This is a genomic window from Nonomuraea sp. NPDC003214 (genome assembly GCF_053590035.1).
In genome coordinates this window covers 20,329-36,995 of record NZ_JBSFSX010000032.1, presented here as the reverse complement: position 1 = coordinate 36,995, position 16,667 = coordinate 20,329, and the positions used below count along the sequence as shown (strand labels likewise).

Annotated in this window: 17 protein-coding genes; 10 read left to right on the top strand and 7 right to left on the bottom strand. The window is 71.8% G+C overall.

The genetic code is table 11. The features are described 5' to 3' along the window. Positions 1-114: 114 nt before the first annotated feature. Entirely contained in the window at positions 115-1,407 is a 1,293-nt protein-coding gene (gene aroA, locus ACWDXC_RS44465; RefSeq protein ID WP_364175693.1) for a 3-phosphoshikimate 1-carboxyvinyltransferase, read from the bottom strand. Positions 1,408-1,547: 140 nt separating this feature from the next. Between aroA and ACWDXC_RS44460 the strand changes: the two genes are divergently transcribed. Together ACWDXC_RS44460 and ACWDXC_RS44455 are read left to right on the top strand one after the other, a co-directional pair. Beyond that, positions 1,548-2,282, top strand: a complete 735-nt coding sequence (locus ACWDXC_RS44460; protein WP_219500820.1) for an SOS response-associated peptidase — start codon at positions 1,548-1,550, stop codon at positions 2,280-2,282. Positions 2,283-2,430: 148 nt separating this feature from the next. Continuing rightward, a complete protein-coding gene (locus ACWDXC_RS44455) occupies positions 2,431-2,766 on the top strand; it encodes a TraR/DksA family transcriptional regulator (protein WP_449993044.1) in 336 nt (111 codons plus the stop codon). On the opposite strand, the gene ACWDXC_RS44450 is transcribed toward ACWDXC_RS44455, so the two are convergent. Next, the gene (locus ACWDXC_RS44450; RefSeq protein ID WP_219500824.1) at positions 2,763-3,524 is read right to left on the bottom strand and encodes a class I SAM-dependent methyltransferase; all 762 of its coding nucleotides are present in this window, start codon (positions 3,522-3,524) and stop codon (positions 2,763-2,765) included. The two genes, ACWDXC_RS44455 and ACWDXC_RS44450, sit on opposite strands and share 4 nt — an antisense overlap. 233 nt (positions 3,525-3,757) lie before the next feature. On the opposite strand from ACWDXC_RS44450, the gene ACWDXC_RS44445 reads away from it, so the two are divergent. The 7 genes from ACWDXC_RS44445 to ACWDXC_RS44415 all read left to right on the top strand — a co-directional run bounded on the left by ACWDXC_RS44445 (position 3,758) and on the right by ACWDXC_RS44415 (position 10,240). Beyond that, complete coding sequence (locus ACWDXC_RS44445) at positions 3,758-4,363, top strand: sigma-70 family RNA polymerase sigma factor (protein ID WP_219501184.1); 606 nt, start codon at positions 3,758-3,760, stop codon at positions 4,361-4,363. Continuing rightward, on the top strand, positions 4,360-4,626 hold the full coding sequence (gene rsrA, locus ACWDXC_RS44440; protein WP_449993041.1) for a mycothiol system anti-sigma-R factor: 267 nt from the start codon (positions 4,360-4,362) through the stop codon (positions 4,624-4,626). Before ACWDXC_RS44445 ends, rsrA begins: the two co-directional genes overlap by 4 nt. 9 nt (positions 4,627-4,635) lie before the next feature. Next, positions 4,636-5,574, top strand: a complete 939-nt coding sequence (locus tag ACWDXC_RS44435; RefSeq protein ID WP_219500828.1) for an NAD-dependent epimerase/dehydratase family protein — start codon at positions 4,636-4,638, stop codon at positions 5,572-5,574. A 224-nt stretch (positions 5,575-5,798) separates the two neighbouring features. Beyond that, positions 5,799-7,154, top strand: a complete 1,356-nt coding sequence (locus ACWDXC_RS44430; RefSeq protein WP_219500830.1) for an HD-GYP domain-containing protein — start codon at positions 5,799-5,801, stop codon at positions 7,152-7,154. Beyond that, positions 7,151-8,404 (top strand): HD-GYP domain-containing protein, encoded by a 1,254-nt coding sequence (locus tag ACWDXC_RS44425; RefSeq protein WP_449993038.1) that lies wholly within the window; start codon positions 7,151-7,153, stop codon positions 8,402-8,404. The genes ACWDXC_RS44430 and ACWDXC_RS44425 overlap by 4 nt, the downstream gene beginning before the upstream one ends. Before the next feature lie 202 nt (positions 8,405-8,606). Beyond that, the gene (locus ACWDXC_RS44420) at positions 8,607-9,995 is read left to right on the top strand and encodes an acetyl-CoA carboxylase biotin carboxylase subunit (protein ID WP_357590224.1); all 1,389 of its coding nucleotides are present in this window, start codon (positions 8,607-8,609) and stop codon (positions 9,993-9,995) included. Between the two features lie 32 nt (positions 9,996-10,027). Then, a complete protein-coding gene (locus ACWDXC_RS44415; RefSeq protein ID WP_449993036.1) occupies positions 10,028-10,240 on the top strand; it encodes a biotin/lipoyl-binding carrier protein in 213 nt (70 codons plus the stop codon). Here the strand turns inward: ACWDXC_RS44415 and ACWDXC_RS44410 are convergent. Continuing rightward, a complete protein-coding gene (locus ACWDXC_RS44410; RefSeq protein ID WP_246644102.1) occupies positions 10,230-10,610 on the bottom strand; it encodes a thioesterase family protein in 381 nt (126 codons plus the stop codon). The two genes, ACWDXC_RS44415 and ACWDXC_RS44410, sit on opposite strands and share 11 nt — an antisense overlap. A 231-nt stretch (positions 10,611-10,841) precedes the next feature. On the opposite strand from ACWDXC_RS44410, the gene ACWDXC_RS44405 reads away from it, so the two are divergent. Next, entirely contained in the window at positions 10,842-12,401 is a 1,560-nt protein-coding gene (locus ACWDXC_RS44405; protein ID WP_449993034.1) for a protein kinase domain-containing protein, read from the top strand. On the opposite strand, the gene ACWDXC_RS44400 is transcribed toward ACWDXC_RS44405, so the two are convergent. From ACWDXC_RS44400 to ACWDXC_RS44385, 4 genes are read right to left on the bottom strand one after another with little or no spacing between them, the layout of a single operon-like run. Further along, positions 12,402-14,048: an acetolactate synthase gene (locus ACWDXC_RS44400; RefSeq protein WP_449993032.1), complete on the bottom strand. Its 1,647-nt coding sequence runs from the start codon at positions 14,046-14,048 to the stop codon at positions 12,402-12,404. Positions 14,049-14,088: 40 nt separating this feature from the next. Then, positions 14,089-14,856, bottom strand: a complete 768-nt coding sequence (locus ACWDXC_RS44395) for a DUF4097 family beta strand repeat-containing protein (RefSeq protein ID WP_449993030.1) — start codon at positions 14,854-14,856, stop codon at positions 14,089-14,091. Beyond that, positions 14,853-15,506 carry a response regulator transcription factor gene (locus ACWDXC_RS44390; protein WP_219500842.1) on the bottom strand — a complete coding sequence of 218 codons (654 nt, stop codon included), beginning with the start codon at positions 15,504-15,506 and terminating at the stop codon, positions 14,853-14,855. Before ACWDXC_RS44390 ends, ACWDXC_RS44395 begins: the two co-directional genes overlap by 4 nt. Further along, positions 15,497-16,651 carry a sensor histidine kinase gene (locus ACWDXC_RS44385; RefSeq protein WP_219500844.1) on the bottom strand — a complete coding sequence of 385 codons (1,155 nt, stop codon included), beginning with the start codon at positions 16,649-16,651 and terminating at the stop codon, positions 15,497-15,499. Before ACWDXC_RS44385 ends, ACWDXC_RS44390 begins: the two co-directional genes overlap by 10 nt. Positions 16,652-16,667 lie beyond the last annotated feature (16 nt).

The following is a 16,667-nucleotide window of genomic DNA, read 5'->3' as shown; positions in this document are numbered from 1 at the left end:
TCCGGTGGCACGGTCGAGGCAGCCTCGTGTCTGGGGTGTCGCTCGCCGTGGTCGTGCGGGGGCGTCCTCGGCCCCGGCAGGCGGGCATGCTGCTGGGCGTGGGCGGTCGCCCGGTCATCGGGGGGCCAGCATGGTGGTCCACATCTGGGCGAACTCCGGCAGGGTCTTGGCGGTCGTGGCGATGTTCTCGACCTCGATGCCCGGGACCGCGAGGCCGATGACGGCGCCGGCCGTGGCCATGCGGTGGTCGTCGTAGCTGTGGAAGGTGCCGCCGTGCAGGGGCCGGGGCCGGACGACGAGGCCGTCGTCGGTCTCCTCGGCGTCGCCGCCCAGGGCGTTGATCTCGGTGACGAGGGCGGCGAGCCGGTTGGTCTCGTGGCCGCGCAGGTGGGCGATGCCGCGCAGGCGGGTGGGGGAGACGGCCAGGGCGGCCAGGGCGGCGATCGTCGGGGTGAGCTCGCCGACCGCGCGCAGGTCGGCGTCGATGCCGCGGATCTCGCCGGTGCCGGTGACGACCAGGTCGTCGACGCCGCCGGACGGGGCGCCTCCCCAGGCCACCCGGGCGCCCATGTCGGTGAGCAGGGTGCGCAGGGCGTCGCCTGGCTGCGTGGTCCTGAGCGGCCAGTGCGGGACGGTGACCGTGCCGCCGGTGACGAGGGCGGCCGACAGGAACGGGGCCGCGTTGGACAGGTCGGGCTCCACCACCCAGTCGCGGGCCGCGATGGGGCCGGGCTCGACGCGCCACACGTCGGGCTCGCTGTCGTCGACGCGGACGCCCGCCTCGCGCAGCATGTGGATCGTCATCTCGATGTGCGGCTGGGACGGGACCGGCGGGCCGACGTGGCGGATCGTGACGCCCTTGCCGAACCGGGCGGCCGTCAGCAGCAGCCCGGAGACGAACTGCGAGGAGGCCGAGGCGTCGAGCGTGACCTCGCCGCCGGTCAGGGGGCCGTGGACGGTGAACGGCAGCGCGTCGTTGTCGACGCGGGCGCCGAGGGCGCGCAGGGCGTCGAGGATGGGCCCCATCGGGCGCTTGCGGGCGTGCGGGTCGCCGTCGAAGGAGACGGGGCCGTCGGCGAGCGCGGCCATCGGCGGGACGAAACGCATGACCGTGCCCGCGAGACCGGCGTCGATGGAGGCGCCCGCGCGGACGGGGCCGGGCGTCACCTGCCAGTCGACGCTGGACGGGGTCTCGGCCGTGGCCGTGAGCGTGGCGCCCAGGGCGCGCAGGGCCGCCGCCATCAGATCGGCGTCACGGCTGCGGAGCGCCTGGCGTACGGAACCGGGGCTGTCGGCGAGCGCGGCGAGCAGGAGGGCGCGGTTGGTCACCGACTTGGACCCGGGCAGCGGGACGGTCGCGACGACGGGTGCGGTGGCGAGCGGGGCGGGCCAGTGCGCGTTGGGCATGGCCAAAGACTACTGGCCCGGCGTGCGGGGGAGCGGTGCCCTGTGGACAAGCGGGGGGCGCCTGTGGACGAGCGATTCGGAGGGCCCTTCGGCGCGGGTTCGCACATGCACGCGAAAGGCGTACGTGGCAGTGTGAGGGCATGTGCGGGAGATACGCGTCGGCGCGGGACAAGCACCAGCTGCTGGAGGAGTTCCAGGTGGAGCTGGACGCCGAGCCGGACAAGGAGCTGGCGCCCGACTACAACGTGGCGCCTACGAAGAACGTCTACGCCGTGCTCAGCCGGGTCCCCAAGGACGCCGAGCGGGCGGTGCGGCAGTTGCGGGTCGTGAAGTGGGGGCTGGTGCCGGCCTGGGCGAAGGATCCGTCCGTGGGGTCACGGATGATCAACGCCAGGATCGAGACCGTGGCGGAGAAGCCGTCCTACCGGCAGGCGTTCGCCAAGCGGCGCTGCCTGCTCCCGGCCGACGGCTACTTCGAGTGGATGCCGGTCGAGGGTGACAAGAAGAAGAAACAGCCGTACTTCATCCATCCGGCCGACGGCGGGGTGCTGGCGATGGCGGGGCTGTACGAGTTCTGGAAGGACCCCTCGCGCGACGACGACGATCCGCTGAAGTGGCTGGTCACGTGCACGGTGATCACCACGGACGCGGAGGACGAGCTGGGGCGCATCCATGACCGGATGCCGATGATGATCGAGCCGGAGCGGTGGGCCGAATGGCTCGACCCGAAGCTGACCGACACCAAGGCGGCCTCGGGGCTGCTGGTGCCGGCCGATCCCGGGCGGCTGACCGCGCATCCGGTCAGCACCGAGGTCAACAATGTCCGCAACAATGGCCCGGACCTCATCAAGCCCTTGCCCGAAGGGGATTCGTAAAGGTGTAAGAAGCGCGTGTAGTGGGCATCCGGTGAGGAAAGCTTTACATCCGTTCACACGGAGTCACCCCTATACAAACAGCACCGGGCGGGATTACCGGGGATCTTTCCGCCGCGGGTTGCCCTCACTTTCCCGGAGGTGCGGATTCGTGGACGTCACGACCGCTCGTGAGCGGCTGGAAGAGATGCTGGCAGAGCTGGATCGGTCGATCGCGGTGCTCCAGGGCGATCCGGTGGCGATCCGCGAGCGTTCGGCGGCCGACGCGGGCGCGGACCTGACCGACGCCGACCGCGCGCAGGCCATGGTGGCCGTGGCCACCACGCAGCGCCGGGCGGTCGTCGAGGCGCTCAAGCGCCTGGAGGCGGGCACCTACGGCAAGTGCGTCGACTGCGCCAGCCCGGTGCCCGAGGGCCGCCTGGAGGCGCGCCCCGAGGCCGCCCGGTGCGTGCAGTGCCAGGGCAAGCGGGAGCGCCGGGGCCGCTAGCCGTCGCCCGCGGGCGCTCCGCTCTTGCGGGCGCTGGCCACCAGGTGGATGCCCACCGTGTCGTCGTCGGCGGGCTTGGCCTCCAGCTCGGTGCGCACGAGGTAGGCGAGGGTCCGCGTGTCGCCGCCGAGCACGTGGTCGACCGTCGACGGCGACAGCACCGTGCGCGGGCGCATCCACTCCACCTCCAGCCCGGCGCCGGCCAGCAGCTCGCGCAGCTGGCCGCTGCTGAAGCAGCGGGTGATGCTGCCGTCGGGCCACGGCACGAGCATGACCTCGCCCGTCTGCCGCAGGTGCTGCCACTGGCCCTGCTCGGCCAGGATCGCCATGCCGAGCACGAGCGAGTCGACGCACACCAGCGCCCGCCCGCCGGGGCGCAGCACCCGCGCCACGTCGCTCATCGCCGACTCGGCCATGAGCTCGATCGACATCGCCCGTTCCTCGGCGACGACCGCGTCGACGCTCTCGTCGGGCAGGAAGGACAGGTCGTCGGCGCGCACGTGACGGACGAGATCGGCGTCGCGCAGCCGGTGGTGCCCCTCGGCGGTGCGGCGGAAGTCGAGCACCTCGATCACCCGGTGGCCGGCCCTGGCCGCGTGCCCGGACCAGCGGCCACGCCCGCCGGACAGGTCGAGGACCACGGAGGGTTCGTCAGGGAGCCATCTGGTGAGCTGTTCGGCGACGACGGCGTGATAGAAGGTCCAGTACGGCCCCAGCGTCCCTGAGCCGTTGAGTTCCTCGGCCGGAATGGGCAGCACACGCGACTCCTGGGTTCCGGAAACTGGCTACCAGCCGGTACGTATGGTTTTCCCCGCACCGGGTTGTTCGTCACCTTCTATCTTGCGGGAACAGACGAAGGCGCGGGTGTGTTGCGACGAGCATGCTCACATTGCTCGACTCCCTCCCCGGTGACCGGCCGGTCGCTGACAAGCGGGTATTCTCCCCTGAGTACGGTGTCCCGCCTCAGCCGGCCACCGGTGATCTTAGGGGGGTGGGCCCGGTGCCCGCGACAGGCGCGGAGACTCTGGAGCAGCGGAGCGAGCGTTTCGAACGCGACGTGATGCCTTATCTCGAGCAGCTCTACTCGGCCGCCCTCCGGATGACCCGAAACCCGGCGGACGCGGAGGACCTGCTGCAGGAGACCTTCGCGAAGGCGTTCGCGTCGTTCCATCAGTTCCAGCAGGGCACCAACCTCAAGGCGTGGCTCTACCGGATCCTGACGAACACGTTCATCAACACCTATCGCAAGAAGCAGCGTGAGCCGAAGCAGTCCGGCACCGAGGAGATCGAGGACTGGCAGCTCGCCCGGGCCGAGTCCCACACTTCGAGCGGCTTGAAGTCCGCCGAGGTGGAGGCGCTGGAGCACCTGCCCGACGGTGACGTCAAGCAAGCACTCGCGGCACTGCCCGAGGAGTTCCGGATCGCGGTCTACCTCGCCGACGTCGAGGGCTTCCCGTACAAGGAGATCGCCGACATCATGGGGACTCCGATCGGCACCGTGATGTCGAGGCTGCACCGTGGGCGCAGGCAGCTCAGAAGCCTCCTTGAGGACTATGCTCGCGAGCGTGGCCTGGTCCCGACGGAGGGATCGAAATGAGCTGTGGCAACCCGCATGACACCGACTGCCGCGAGGTCCTCGACAAGGTCTACGCCTACCTCGACGGCGAGCTGACCGAGCACGACGTGGCGGGCATCCGCGTCCACCTCGACGAGTGCGGTCCCTGCCTCCAGGAGTACGACCTGGACAAGGCGATCAAGCAGATCGTGGCCAAGAAGTGCGGCTGCGATCCGGTCCCGGAAGACCTGCGCGCCAAGGTCCTCGCGCGCATCGAGCAGGTACGGGCGGATCTGGCCGACTAGGATTCCCCCATGCGCGTGCTTGTTACCGGGGGTGCCGGGTTCATCGGGTCCAATCTCGTCGACCGTCTGCTCGCGGGCGGGCACGAGGTGGCCGTGGTCGACGACCTGTCCTCGGGCAGCCGCGACAACCTGGCCTCGGCCGCGCGGAGCGACCGGTTCACGCTGCACGAGCTCGACGTGCGCGACCCCGCGCTGCGGGAGCTGGCCGCCGACCTCCGGCCGGAGGTGATCTGCCATCTGGCCGCGCAGATCAGCGTGCGCAAGAGCGTCGCCGACCCGGTGCACGACGCCAGCCTCAACGTCGAGGGCACCGCGTCGGTGCTGACCGCGGCCCACGAGGGCAGCACCCGCAAGGTGGTGTTCGCCTCGTCCGTCGCGGTCTACGGCCGCCCGGCGACGATCCCGGTGCCGGGTGACGCCCCCACCGACCCGCGCTCCCCGTACGCCGCCTCCAAGCTGAGCGGGGAGACCTACCTGGCGACGTTCCGCGCCCTTTACGGGATCGAGTACACCACGCTGGTGCTGTCCAACGTCTACGGGCCGCGCCAGTCGCCCGAGGGCGAGGCCGGGGTCGTGTCGATCTTCACCGACGGGCTGCTCAACGGCACGCCTACGGTCCTCTACGGCGACGGCACGCAGACCCGCGACTACGTCTACGTCGACGACGTGGTCGACGGCTTCGTCCGGGCGTGCGGCTCCGACGGCAACGGCCGCAGGTTCAACCTCGGCACCGGCATCCAGACCACCGACCGGCGGCTGCACTCGCTGATCGCCGATGCGGCCGGCGCGCCCGACAAGCCCGGGTTCGCGCAGCCGCGCGTGGGTGACCTGCCGGCGATGGCGGTCGACCCGGTGCCCGCGTTCGAGGGGCTGGGCTGGGAACCGCGCACCGATTTGTCCACTGGTGTGAAGCTCACGGTGGAGTGGGCGCGTAGTCGCCTCCGGTAGTGGCTTGGTTACGCTTTGCTTGCGATTCGTGACTCCGCCCGTACGGGCTGTCCTTCTTCTGTAGCGTGAGCCCCAGGAGTCGACGTGGAGGCGAGTGGATGTTGAAGGCAATGGTCGCCAGGCTGTTCACGGCCGCCGTGCTCATCGCCCCCGTGGTCGCGGTGATCGCGGGCGGAGCGCTGCCGCCAGGGGTTTCCTGGACCTGATGCGCGTGGGGGGCCGCAATGCGTGATCTGCCGTGGCCCGCGAGGGTCTACCTGCTGGGCGTCATCGGCGCCGCGGCGGCCCTCATCGGGCGCAGCGTGGTCACCTCCGGCGCGCTGGTGGCGCCGGACAATCTCGACGTGCTGCTCGTGCTCGTGCTGCTGTTCCTGGTGTGCGAGTCGATGCCGACGCTGCTCAACGTGGAGCAGTTCGCGGTGTCGGTCAGCTTCTCGGCCGCGCTGGCCGCGGTGGTGCTGATCGGCCCGGAGGGGGCGGCGCTCGTCGGGCTCACCGCCGTGCTCAGCGTCCGCCCCGGGCTGCCCCTGATCAAACGGGTGTTCAACGGGGCCCAGTTCGCCATCTGCGGCTTCGCGGCCGGCGGCGTGTACGTGTGGCTCGGCGGCGCGGTCGGCGTGCCCGAGGTCGCCGCCTTCGACGACCTGATCGGCCCCTACGCCGCGGCCACCGCCGTGTTCGTGCCGCTCAACATCCTGCTCACGCTCACCATGATCAGGCTGGCCACGCACGTCAGGGCCGAGGAGGTGCCGCTGCGCGGGCTGGCCCAGTTCCTGCTGTCCTACCTGGGCTACGGCACGTTCGGGCTGCTGGTGGCCGGGCTGTGGGCCACCGTGCAGTCGATCTCGGCCGTGCTCGTGCTGGTGCCGCTGTTCGTCGCGCGCTGGGCCTTCGGCCAGTATCACGCGCAGCAGCGCTCCTACGACGCCACGATGGCCGCCCTGTGCCAGGCCGTGGAGACCAAGGACTACTACACCAGAGGCCACTGCACCCGGGTCTCGCTCGCCTCCACCATGATCGCGCAGGAGGTCGGCATGGGCATGGAACGGCTGCGCGCCATCCGCTACGCCGGCATGCTGCACGACGTGGGCAAGCTCGGCGTGCCGACCAAGGTGCTGCAGAAGGACGGGCCGCTGACCGAGGAGGAGTTCGCCGCGATCCAGCTCCATCCGATGCGCGGGCTGGAGATCGTGCAGGGCATCGACTTCCTCGACGAGGCGTTCGCCGGGATCATGCACCACCACGAGCGCCACGACGGCAAGGGCTATCCGATGGGGCTGGCCGCCGACGAGATCCCGGAGTTCGCCCGGATCATCGCCGTGGCCGACGCGTTCGACTCGATGACCTCCGACCGCTCCTACCGGGGCGCCCGGCCGGTCGAGGTGGCGGTGGAGGAGCTGCGCAAGGGCGCCGGCACCCAGTTCGACCCGGTCATGGTGGCCGCGTTCGTCAAGGCGCTGGAGCACAACCCGTGGCAGCCGCCGCGCCGCGTCGACCCGCCGACGCCCGAGGACGCCGAGACGCACATCAAGGACCACGACGACCCGACGATGCCCATCGAAGTGGTGACGGGGCAGTGACCTACCAGCGGCTGGGCACCGGCCGGCTCCTCCTCGTCGGCGCGGCCGGGCTCGTCTCCGTGGCCGGGATCGCGCACACCTCGGCCGTCGGGCTCGACCGGCCGGAGATCGCGGTCGGGTTCGGCGCGCTGATCGCGGTCGGCGAGCTGGCCAGGCTCACCATGCCGGGCAACCGCGAGGTCGCCCCGATCGGTGCCGCCGCCGCGCTCGGCTACACGCTGCTGCTCGACCTCAGCCAGGTCCCGCTGCGCCACTCCGCGCTCCAGGTCGTGGCCGTGATCGCGGTCGGCATGATCGCGGGCGCGCTGCCCCACCTGGCCGTCGGGCGTCCGCCGCGCCTCGACGCCATGGCCCGCCGCCTGCTCACCGCCGCGCTGCTGGCCTTCGCCTTCCGCCCGCTGGCCGACCCCCTCTACCGGCTCACCCAGGGCGAGTCGGGCACGTGGTGGCCGGCTCTCGGCCTGATGGTGGCGCTCACCAGCCTCTCGCTGCTGCTCGACGTGGTGGTCGCCGCGATGCTGCGGGCCGAGGAGATGCGCACCGCGTTCCGGGTGGCCGTGCGCGACGAGATCAACGTCGCCTTCCCGCTCGGAGTCGCCGTCGCCTCCTCCGGCGTGCTGCTCGCGCTGGCGACCCACAGCATGGACCTGGTGGCGCTGCTCGTCTTCGCGGCCCCGCTGCTCGTCACCCAGGTGGCCTTCCGCAAGTACGCCGGCATCCGCGCCACCTACCTGCAGACCGTGCGCGCCCTGTCGAGGGTCACCGAGGTCGGCGGCTACGTCGAGCCCGGCCACTCGCGCCGGGTCAGCCGCCTGGCCGTGGCGATCGGCAGAGAGCTGGGCATGGCCGAGCCGGAGCTGCTGGAGCTGGAGTACGCCGCGCTCATGCACGACATCGGCCAGCTCTCGCTGCGCGACCCGATCCCCGGCGGCGCGACCGTCCTGACCGACCCCGAGCAGGCCCGCAGCATCGCCGAGCTGGGCGCCGAGGTGATCAGGCAGACGGGCGTGCTCGACCGGGTGGCCGATCTGGTCAGCCGCCAGTGCGACCCGGTGAGCGAGGACCCGCCGCTGTCGAGCCGCATCATCAAGGTGGCCAACGCCTACGACGACCTGCTCGGCGGCTCGACCGACCGCGACCGCGCGGGCGCCGCGCTGGAGCGGCTCAGGCTCGCCGCCGGCACCGCGTACGATGCGGAGGCGGTCGAGGCGCTGGCCCGCGTCACCGGCCGCGCAGCCCTGCGGCGCTGACGGCGGGGTTTTCGGTCCTGTAGATTCCCGCACTACGGCCTCTTCGCGCACGTGCCGCGGCGCTGTAGGTCCTCGCAGTACGGCGCGCCCGCCCACGGGTTTCGGCACTGCCTCATTTGTAGGAAACCTACAGATCCGATTGTCCGGATCGGTGGTTTCGGGGGAAAGGGCTGGCGGCCCCGGCGGTCGTAGGGTTGGCGACGTGCTTAATGAGACGCTCGGACCCGTCCTGATCGCCAACCGAGGGGAGATCGCGCGCCGGATCATCCGCACGGTCCAGCGGCTGGGCCTGCGCGCCATAGCGGTCCACTCCGAGGCCGACGCCGACCTGCCGTACGTGCGCGAGGCCGACGAGGCCGTGCTGATCGGGCCGGCCAACCCCGCGCAGAGCTACCTCGACCCGGTCAAGGTGCTGGAGGCGGCCCGCGCCACGGGCGCCCGGTCGATCCACCCCGGCTACGGGTTCCTGGCCGAGAACGCGGGCTTCGCCGAGGCCGTCATCGCCGCGGGCATGGTGTGGATCGGCCCCGCCCCCGAGGCCATCGACCGGATGGGCGACAAGATCAACGCCCGTAACCTCATGGAGGACGCTGGCGTCCCGGTGGCCGCCGGCACCCGTGAGCCCGTCACCGACCTGGGCCTGGCCATGACGGCGGCCAAGGAGATCGGCTATCCCGTCATGGTCAAGACCGCCGGAGGCGGCGGCGGGATCGGCATGAGCGTCGCGCATGACGACGACGAGCTGGCCAAGGCGTTCGACCAGGCGTCCCGGGCGGCGCTGCGGTTCGCGGCGGCTGCGGCGGCGGGCGGCGCGGGCGACGTGCTCGCCGGTCCGGCCATCCTGCTGGAGCGCTACATCGAGCGGGCCCGCCACGTCGAGGTGCAGATCCTCGGCCGCCCCGACGGCACCGTCGTGGCGCTGGGCGAGCGCGACTGCTCGGTGCAGCGCCGCCACCAGAAGGTCGTGGAGGAGACGCCGTCGCCCGGCATCACGCCCGAGCTGCGCGAGCGCATGCTGGCCGCGGCCGTGCGCGCCGGCGAGGCCGTTGGCTATCTCGGCGCCGGCACCGTGGAGTGCCTGGTCGACGCCGACGCCCAGGACTTCGTCTTCCTGGAGATGAACACCCGGCTCCAGGTGGAGCACCCGGTCACCGAGCTCGTCACCGGCCTCGACCTGGTCGAGCTGCAGCTGCGGGTCGCCGCCGGGGAGAGCCCCGAGATCACGCCCGAGGTCAGCGGGCATGCCATCGAGTTCCGCGTGTACGCCGAGGACCCCAAGCGGTTCTTCCCCGGACCTGGCAAGATCACCGCATGGACCGAGCCCGCGGGCGACGGCGTGCGCGTCGACTCGGGCTACGAGTCGGGCAACACGGTCACCCCGTTCTACGACCCGCTCATGGCCAAGCTCTGCGTGCACGGCGCCACCCGCGCCGAGGCGCTGGAGCGGGCCCGGGAGGCGGTGGCCGGGTTCACCGTCGAGGGGCCCAAGAACAACCTGCCGTTCTGCGCGGAGCTGCTGGACAACGACGAGTTCGTCACCGGCGACTATGACACGGGCCTGGTAGGGCGGATGCGCGCCAAGCGTGCGTAAGACTGTTGGATCATTGGAAGAGGGGAGTCGCGGTGGCTGAGGTCCGAGCTGAGATGGTGGCGAACGTGTGGAAGGTCGTCGTCCAGGAGGGCGACGAGGTCTCCGACGGTGACACGCTGGTCATCCTGGAGTCGATGAAGATGGAGATCCCGGTGCTCGCCGAGGACGACGGCGTGGTGGCCCAGCTCAAGGTGGCCGAGGGCGACGTGATCCAGGAAGGCGACCTGATCGCCGTCATCGAGTGACGCGCGCCAGGAACCTCTCGCGGTCGACGACGACGCGCTCGATCACGCCTCTGGCGACGAGCGCGTGTTTGTCGCTGGCCTGGAAGCCGAAGACCAGCCGCCTGCCGTCGACCTCGGTCAGCTCCACGCCGATGCTCACGTGGGCGCCGACGGGGCTGGCCGCCAGGTGTTCGAGCTCGACCCGGGTGCCGACCGACGTTTCGCCCGGCTTGAGGTGCGGGGCCGCGGCCTGGAGGGTGGCCTGCTCGGCCAGCGCCAGCAGGCGCGGCGTGGCGAGCACGGGCACGTCGCCGCTGCCGATCTTCTCGGCGGTGTCGCTCCGCTCGACCATGGTGAGCAGCTGGGAGCGGAGACCCGGAGCGAGCGTCATGCCGTCAGCTTAGTGTGGCGCGGTGATCTGTCCGAAAACGGGGACAAGCAGGGTTCGCAGGCCGCAGGATAGGGTGGGACAACTTGTGGCATTTGTGTGGCGTGTGAGGAATGTGAGTCGTACACTCTCCGAGTTCCGTGACCTCCGTGTGACCGCACCGCGACACAAGTTCGCTTTGTTGAGAACCCTGGGGTGGGAGAGGGTCTAGAGGCAGGGGGTAGCGGGGGAGTCATGGTGGCCCAAGGGACGACGCTTGCGGGGCGGTATCGCCTGGATACCCGCATCGGCGCCGGAGGAATGGGCGAGGTTTGGCGCGGCGAAGACACCGTCCTCGCGCGGACCGTCGCCGTCAAGGTGCTGCTCCCGGGCCGTATGCAGGACCCCGGTTTCCTCGCCCGCTTCCAGGGGGAAGCGCGCGCGATGGCGACGATCAACCACCCCGGTGTGGTCGACGTCTACGACTACGGGGTCAGCGGCGACACCGTCTACCTGGTGATGAAGTTCGTCGACGGCGAACCGCTCGACCGCCTGCTGGGCCGGCTCGGCCGGATCTCGCCGCAGCCCGCCATGGAGCTCATCGCCCAGGCCGCCTCGGCGCTCCAGGCCGTGCACGACCAGGGCATCGTCCACCGCGACGTCAAGCCGGGCAACCTGCTGGTGCAGCGCGACGGCACGCTCGTCATCACCGACTTCGGCATCGCCCGCTCCGACCTGGCCAACCGGCTCACCGACGCCGGCATGGTGCTCGGCACCGCCGCCTACTGCGCGCCCGAGCAGGCCGAGGGCGCCCCGGTCACGCCGGCCGTCGACATCTACGCGCTCGGCGTCGTCGCCTACGAGTGCCTGGCCGGTCAGCGGCCGTTCGACGGCGACAGCCCGGTCACGATCGCGCTCAAGCACATCCGCGAGGCGCCGCCGCCGCTGCCGCCCGACATCCCCGGGCCGGTGCGCGCGCTGGTCGAGCGGGCCCTGTCGAAGGACCCGGCGCGGCGCTTCCCCAGCGCCAGGGCGATGAGCGACGCGGCCCGCATGGTCGCCACCGGCGAGATCCCGATGACCCAGGCGGCCCTGCCGACCACCGGCGCCACCATGGCCCCGCCGCCCGAGGCGTATCAGACGGGCGCGGTGCAGGCTCCTCCCGAGGCCACGACCGTGGCGGGCCAGCGCCAGGGCAGCCGCCGCGCGGCCAAGGCCCCGCGCCGGGGCGGCCTGGTGGCCGGGCTCGCCGCCGTGCTGGTGCTCGGCGTGGGCGCGGGCGCGGTCGCGCTGACCAACATGAGCGCCGAGGGCGACCCGATCGCCCAGCCGACCCCGACGCCGACGGTCACCGAGTCCAAGCCTAAGAAGCCGACGGAGAAGCCGACGAAGACCCCCCGGGCGAGGCCGTCGACCAAGCCGCCGAGGGATGAGTCGATCGTCAACAGGACGACGCCCACCCCCGAGGAGACCGAGCCCACCGAGTCCCCGACCCCGACTCCCACCCCCACTCCGACGAAGACGACCACGAAGTCGCCCTCGCCGACGCCCAAGCCGAAGAAGGAGGTGCCGTACATCGTCAACATGCCTTACCCGCAGGCCGTGGCCAAGATCAAGCAGGCCGGGTTCGGGTTCAAGGCCGACGACCAGACCGACGGCACCCTGCCCGACATGTGCAAGATGGTCGGCCAGAGCTTCCCCAACGGCGGCGAGATGCTGGAGGTGGGCAAGACGGTCGAGGCGGTGCTGATCCCCACCCCGACCTGTAACACGCCCACCCCGACCGTGACCGCCACGACCACGGTCAAGCCGTAGTCACACCCCCGTGGTGTTGCGGGGGTAGGCGACCTGCGGGTCGGTCGCGATGTTGACCATGTACGGGATGCCGGAGTCGAAGGCGCGGCGCAGGGCGGGCCCGATCTCCGACGCCTTGGTGACCAGCTCGCCGCCGCCGCCCAGCGCGGTGACGACCTGGTCGTAGCGGCACTGCGGCTGCAGCTCGGCGGCCACGTCGTAGCCGTACAGGAGCTGCATCGGGTGCTTCTCCAGCCCCCAGATGCCGTTGTTGCCGCAGATCATGACGACCGGGAGCCGGTGCCGGACGAGCGTGTCGACGTCCATGAGGGAGAAGCCCGCCGCGCCGTCGCCGAGCAGCAGCACCACCTGGGAGGACGGCCTGGCCAGGCGGGCGGCGATGCTGTAGCCGAGCCCGGTGCCGAGGCAGCCATAGGGGCCGGGGTCGAGCCAGTTGCCGGGCCGCCGGGGTTCGACGTACTTGCCCGCGTAGGACACGAAGTCGCCGCCGTCGCCGATCACCACGGCGTCGTCGGCGAGGACCTTGCCGAGCTCGCCGTAGATGCGCATGGGGTGGATCGGGTCGGAGTCGGAGGCGAGCAGGGCGGCGTCGCCGGCGATGGCGGCCGCGGCGGTGTCGGCGAGCGTGCTGACCCAGCTCTCGTAACGGCTCGGCTTGACGCCGGCTTCGCCGCAGGCCGTGCCGAGGCTCCACAGGACGACCGACAGGTCGCCGGCGGCGGAGGCGACGGGCTTCATGTGGGTGGTGATGCCGGACGGCGCGTCGGCGATGTGCACCACCTTGGCCAGCGGGGCGCCGTCCTTGCCGCCGAACCAGCCGTAGCCGAGGCGGAAGTCGAGCGGGGTGCCGATGACGACGACCAGGTCGGCTCGGGCGAAGGCGAGGCCGCGGGCACGGGTGACGAGCAGGTCGTGCCCGGCGGGCAGGATGCCGCGGCCCTGGCCGTTGGGGATGACGGGCAGCCGCCAGGTCTCGGCGAAGTCGCGGGCGGCCTCCTCGGCCCGGTCCATCCACACGTCGGACCCGTACACGAGCACGGGCCGCTCGGCCTCGGCGATCAGGGCGGCGATGGCGCGCAGGTCGTCGGGGTCGGGCTCCAGCGGCGACGGCGACTGGGTGCTCGGCTCCGGCACGGGGGCGGGCGAGAACAGGTGGTCCATGTGGACGTCGAGGAAGACGGGGCCGCGGTGCGGCGCGACGGCGGTGCGGAAGGCGGTCTCGACGTCCTGGCCGACGGAGTCGGCGCCGGAGGCGGTGAACGCCAGCTTGGTGATCGGCGTGAACAGCGGCGGGTGGTCCATCTCCTGGAGGGCGCCGCTGCCCCAGCGCGACTGCGGGGCGCGCCCGCCCAGGACGACGACGGGGGAGCCGTTGAAGTGCGCGGTGGCCACGCCGCTGACGCCGTTGGTGATGCCGGGCCCGGCGGTCAGCACCGCCAGTCCGGGGTTGCGGGTCAGCCGGGCGGTGGCCTCCGCGGCGAAGACCGCGCTCTGCTCGTGGCGCACGTCGAGGATACGCATGCCCTCGTGCTGGGCGCCGTCGTAAAGGGGGAAGACATGCCCGCCCGACAGGGTGAACATGGTCTCGACACCATAGGCCTTGGACACGGCGACAGCGGCGTCACCGGCGTGCTTCGCAGACTCCATGCCGGGAACTTACCAACCAGTCACAAAAGTAAACAGAGCTTCAGCAGCATATGGACACCTCGCCGTCGGGCGTCGAGACGGTGATCTTCCTGGACGAGGCGGGGTCGCTGACCGGGGTCATGATCACCTGTGGCGCGGTGGTCGTCAGGTCGTAGGCGCCGGGCGGAAGCTCCATGTCGATGTTGCCGGAGGTCTTGACGATCGCGCGCACCTCGCTGGGCTGCGTCATGAACGACAGGTCGAGGTCGCCCGAGCTCACCTCCACGTCCACCTGCTCGCTGCGCAGGGAGTCGCCCCGGACGCTGCCCGACCCGCTCCTGGCGTGCACCTTGCCGGGCAGGTCGTCCAGGCGGACGGCGCCGGAGACGGTGGCGACGCGCACGTCACCGGCGATGTCGTCGACGGCCAGGAAGCCGGAGGCGGTCCTGGCGTCCACGCTGACGTGCTGCGGCACCAGGACCTGGTAGTCGACCTCGCAGACCGGCGCCGTCAGGTAGCCGGCGCCGGGGCAGGATGAGTCCAGGCGCAGGGTCCGGCCGTCCCAGTCCTCCGCCACGCTGGGCTTCTCCTGTGACCAGCGCATCGACCGTACGAGGAGGATCTGCCCGGCTTCGCCCCGATGGACCTGCACGCTCACGGCCCCCTCCCCGATCACGCGCAGCGTGGTCAGCGCCTCGACCGCGATGACGCGCTCGGTGGTCTCGGTGGGCTCACGGGCGGTGGCGAACCCGCGCCAGATGATCGCGGTCGAGACCGTCACCGCGATCACGGTCAGCACCGAGCCGAGGGTCAGCCAGAGCGCTCTCACGGCATGCTCCTGATCTTGAGGAACTGGAGCACGGCCAGCACCCGACGGTGGTCGCCCTCGGCCGGAGGCAGGTCGAGCTTGGCGAAGATGTTGCCGATGTGCTTGCCCACGGCCCCCTCGCTGAGCACGAGCTGCGCGCCGATGCCCGCGTTGGAGCGGCCCTCGGCCATGAGCTTGAGCACCTCGTGCTCGCGCGGCGTCAGCCGGTCCAGCGGGTCGCTGTGGCCGCGCAGCAGGAGCTGGGAGACCACCTCGGGGTCCAGCGCGGTGCCGCCGCCCGCCACCCGGCGCAGCGCGTCGACGAACTCGGCCACGTCCGCCACCCGGTCCTTCAGCAGGTAGCCGACGCCGCCGGCGGCCGAGGCGAGAAGCTGAGCGGCGTAGCGCTCCTCGACGTACTGGGAGAGCACCAGCACGGCCAGCGACGGCTGCTGGCGGCGCAGCACGAGCGCGGCCCGCAGCCCCTCGTCGGTGTGCGTGGGCGGCATCCGCACGTCGGTGAGCACCAGGTCGGGCCGGTGCTCCTCGGCGGCCCGCAGCAGCCCTTCGGCCTCGGCCACGGCGGCCACGATCTCCAGCCCGGCCGCCTCCAGCAGCCGGACGAGCCCCTCGCGCAGCAGCACGGAGTCCTCGGCGAGCACTACTCGCACGGCAGGTCCACCTCGATCGTCGTCGGGCCGCCGAGCGGGCTGCTCAGCCGCAGTCTGCCGTCCACGGCGTCGATGCGCTGCGCCAGGCCGCGCAGCCCGGTGCCGCTGTCGAGGCGGGCCCCGCCGCAGCCGTCGTCGTAGACGAGCACGTGCAGCCGGTCACGCTCGCGCCGCACGCTCACCTCGGCCTTGGTGGCCGCGGCGTGCTTGGCGATGTTGGTCAGTGCCTCGGACACGATGAAGAATGCCACCGCCTCGATCGTCGGAGTGGCGCGGCGCTCGATGTCGACGCGCAACCGCACCGGGATGGGGGCCCGCGCGGCCACGCCGGACAGCGCCGCGTCGAGGCCCTGGTCGTTGAGCACGGCCGGATGCAGGCCGCGGACGAAGTCGCGCAGCTCCTTGAGCGCCTGCTTGGCCTCCTCGTGCGCGTGCTCGATGGCCTCGCGGGCAGGTTCCGGCAGGTCGGTGAGCGTGGCGCGGGCCAGGCCCAGGTTCATCGCCAGCGACACCAGCCGCTGCTGGGCGCCGTCGTGCAGGTCCCGCTCGATGCGCCGCCGCTCGGCGTCGGCGGCGTCGATCACGCCGGCGCGGCTCTCGGTCAGCGTCTCGATGCGCCGCCCCAGCTCGTCGCGGCTGGGGCCGAGCAGCGCCCGCGCCACCGACAGGTCCAGCATCGCCATCCCGCGCGCCAGCACGGGCGCGATCAGCAGGAGTACGGCCCCCGCCACGATGTAGGTGGTGACCACGTTCGGGTCGCGCAGGTCGAACAGGAAGGTCAGCGGCGGCGGTTGGATCAGCGGCGGCAGGAAGGCCAGCAGCCCCACCAGCGCCGCGCCCCACGTCGCCGCGACCAGGAACACCGCCAGCCCGCTGACCAGCGGCGACAGCAGATGGTAGGCGATCTGCCGCCACAGGCTGGAGGTGCGCCAGCTGCGCGCGGGCGGCACCGGCGGGATGCGCTCGCCCAGAAACGCCTCGAACCGGGAGCGCTGCACCCGCGTGAACCAGGGCACGCCGCGCCGCAGCACGGGCGGGGCCACGGCCGACGCGAGCGTCAGCACGGCGAGCGCGAACGCGACGGGCAGCCCGGTCATCACGTGGGCCGTGTCGAGCCACGCCGTGGCCACCCGGGGTCGTTTCATGCCTCCACGGTATTGA

Coding starts and splice junctions, on each gene's coding strand:
- aroA (WP_364175693.1), bottom strand. CDS start 1,407: ATGCCCAACGCGCACTGGCCCGCCCCGCTCGCCACCGCACCCGTCGTC.
- ACWDXC_RS44460 (WP_219500820.1), top strand. CDS start 1,548: ATGTGCGGGAGATACGCGTCGGCGCGGGACAAGCACCAGCTGCTGGAG.
- rsrA (WP_449993041.1), top strand. CDS start 4,360: ATGAGCTGTGGCAACCCGCATGACACCGACTGCCGCGAGGTCCTCGAC.
- ACWDXC_RS44435 (WP_219500828.1), top strand. CDS start 4,636: ATGCGCGTGCTTGTTACCGGGGGTGCCGGGTTCATCGGGTCCAATCTC.
- ACWDXC_RS44430 (WP_219500830.1), top strand. CDS start 5,799: ATGCGTGATCTGCCGTGGCCCGCGAGGGTCTACCTGCTGGGCGTCATC.
- ACWDXC_RS44410 (WP_246644102.1), bottom strand. CDS start 10,610: ATGACGCTCGCTCCGGGTCTCCGCTCCCAGCTGCTCACCATGGTCGAG.
- ACWDXC_RS44405 (WP_449993034.1), top strand. CDS start 10,842: ATGGTGGCCCAAGGGACGACGCTTGCGGGGCGGTATCGCCTGGATACC.
- ACWDXC_RS44400 (WP_449993032.1), bottom strand. CDS start 14,048: ATGGAGTCTGCGAAGCACGCCGGTGACGCCGCTGTCGCCGTGTCCAAG.
- ACWDXC_RS44385 (WP_219500844.1), bottom strand. CDS start 16,651: ATGAAACGACCCCGGGTGGCCACGGCGTGGCTCGACACGGCCCACGTG.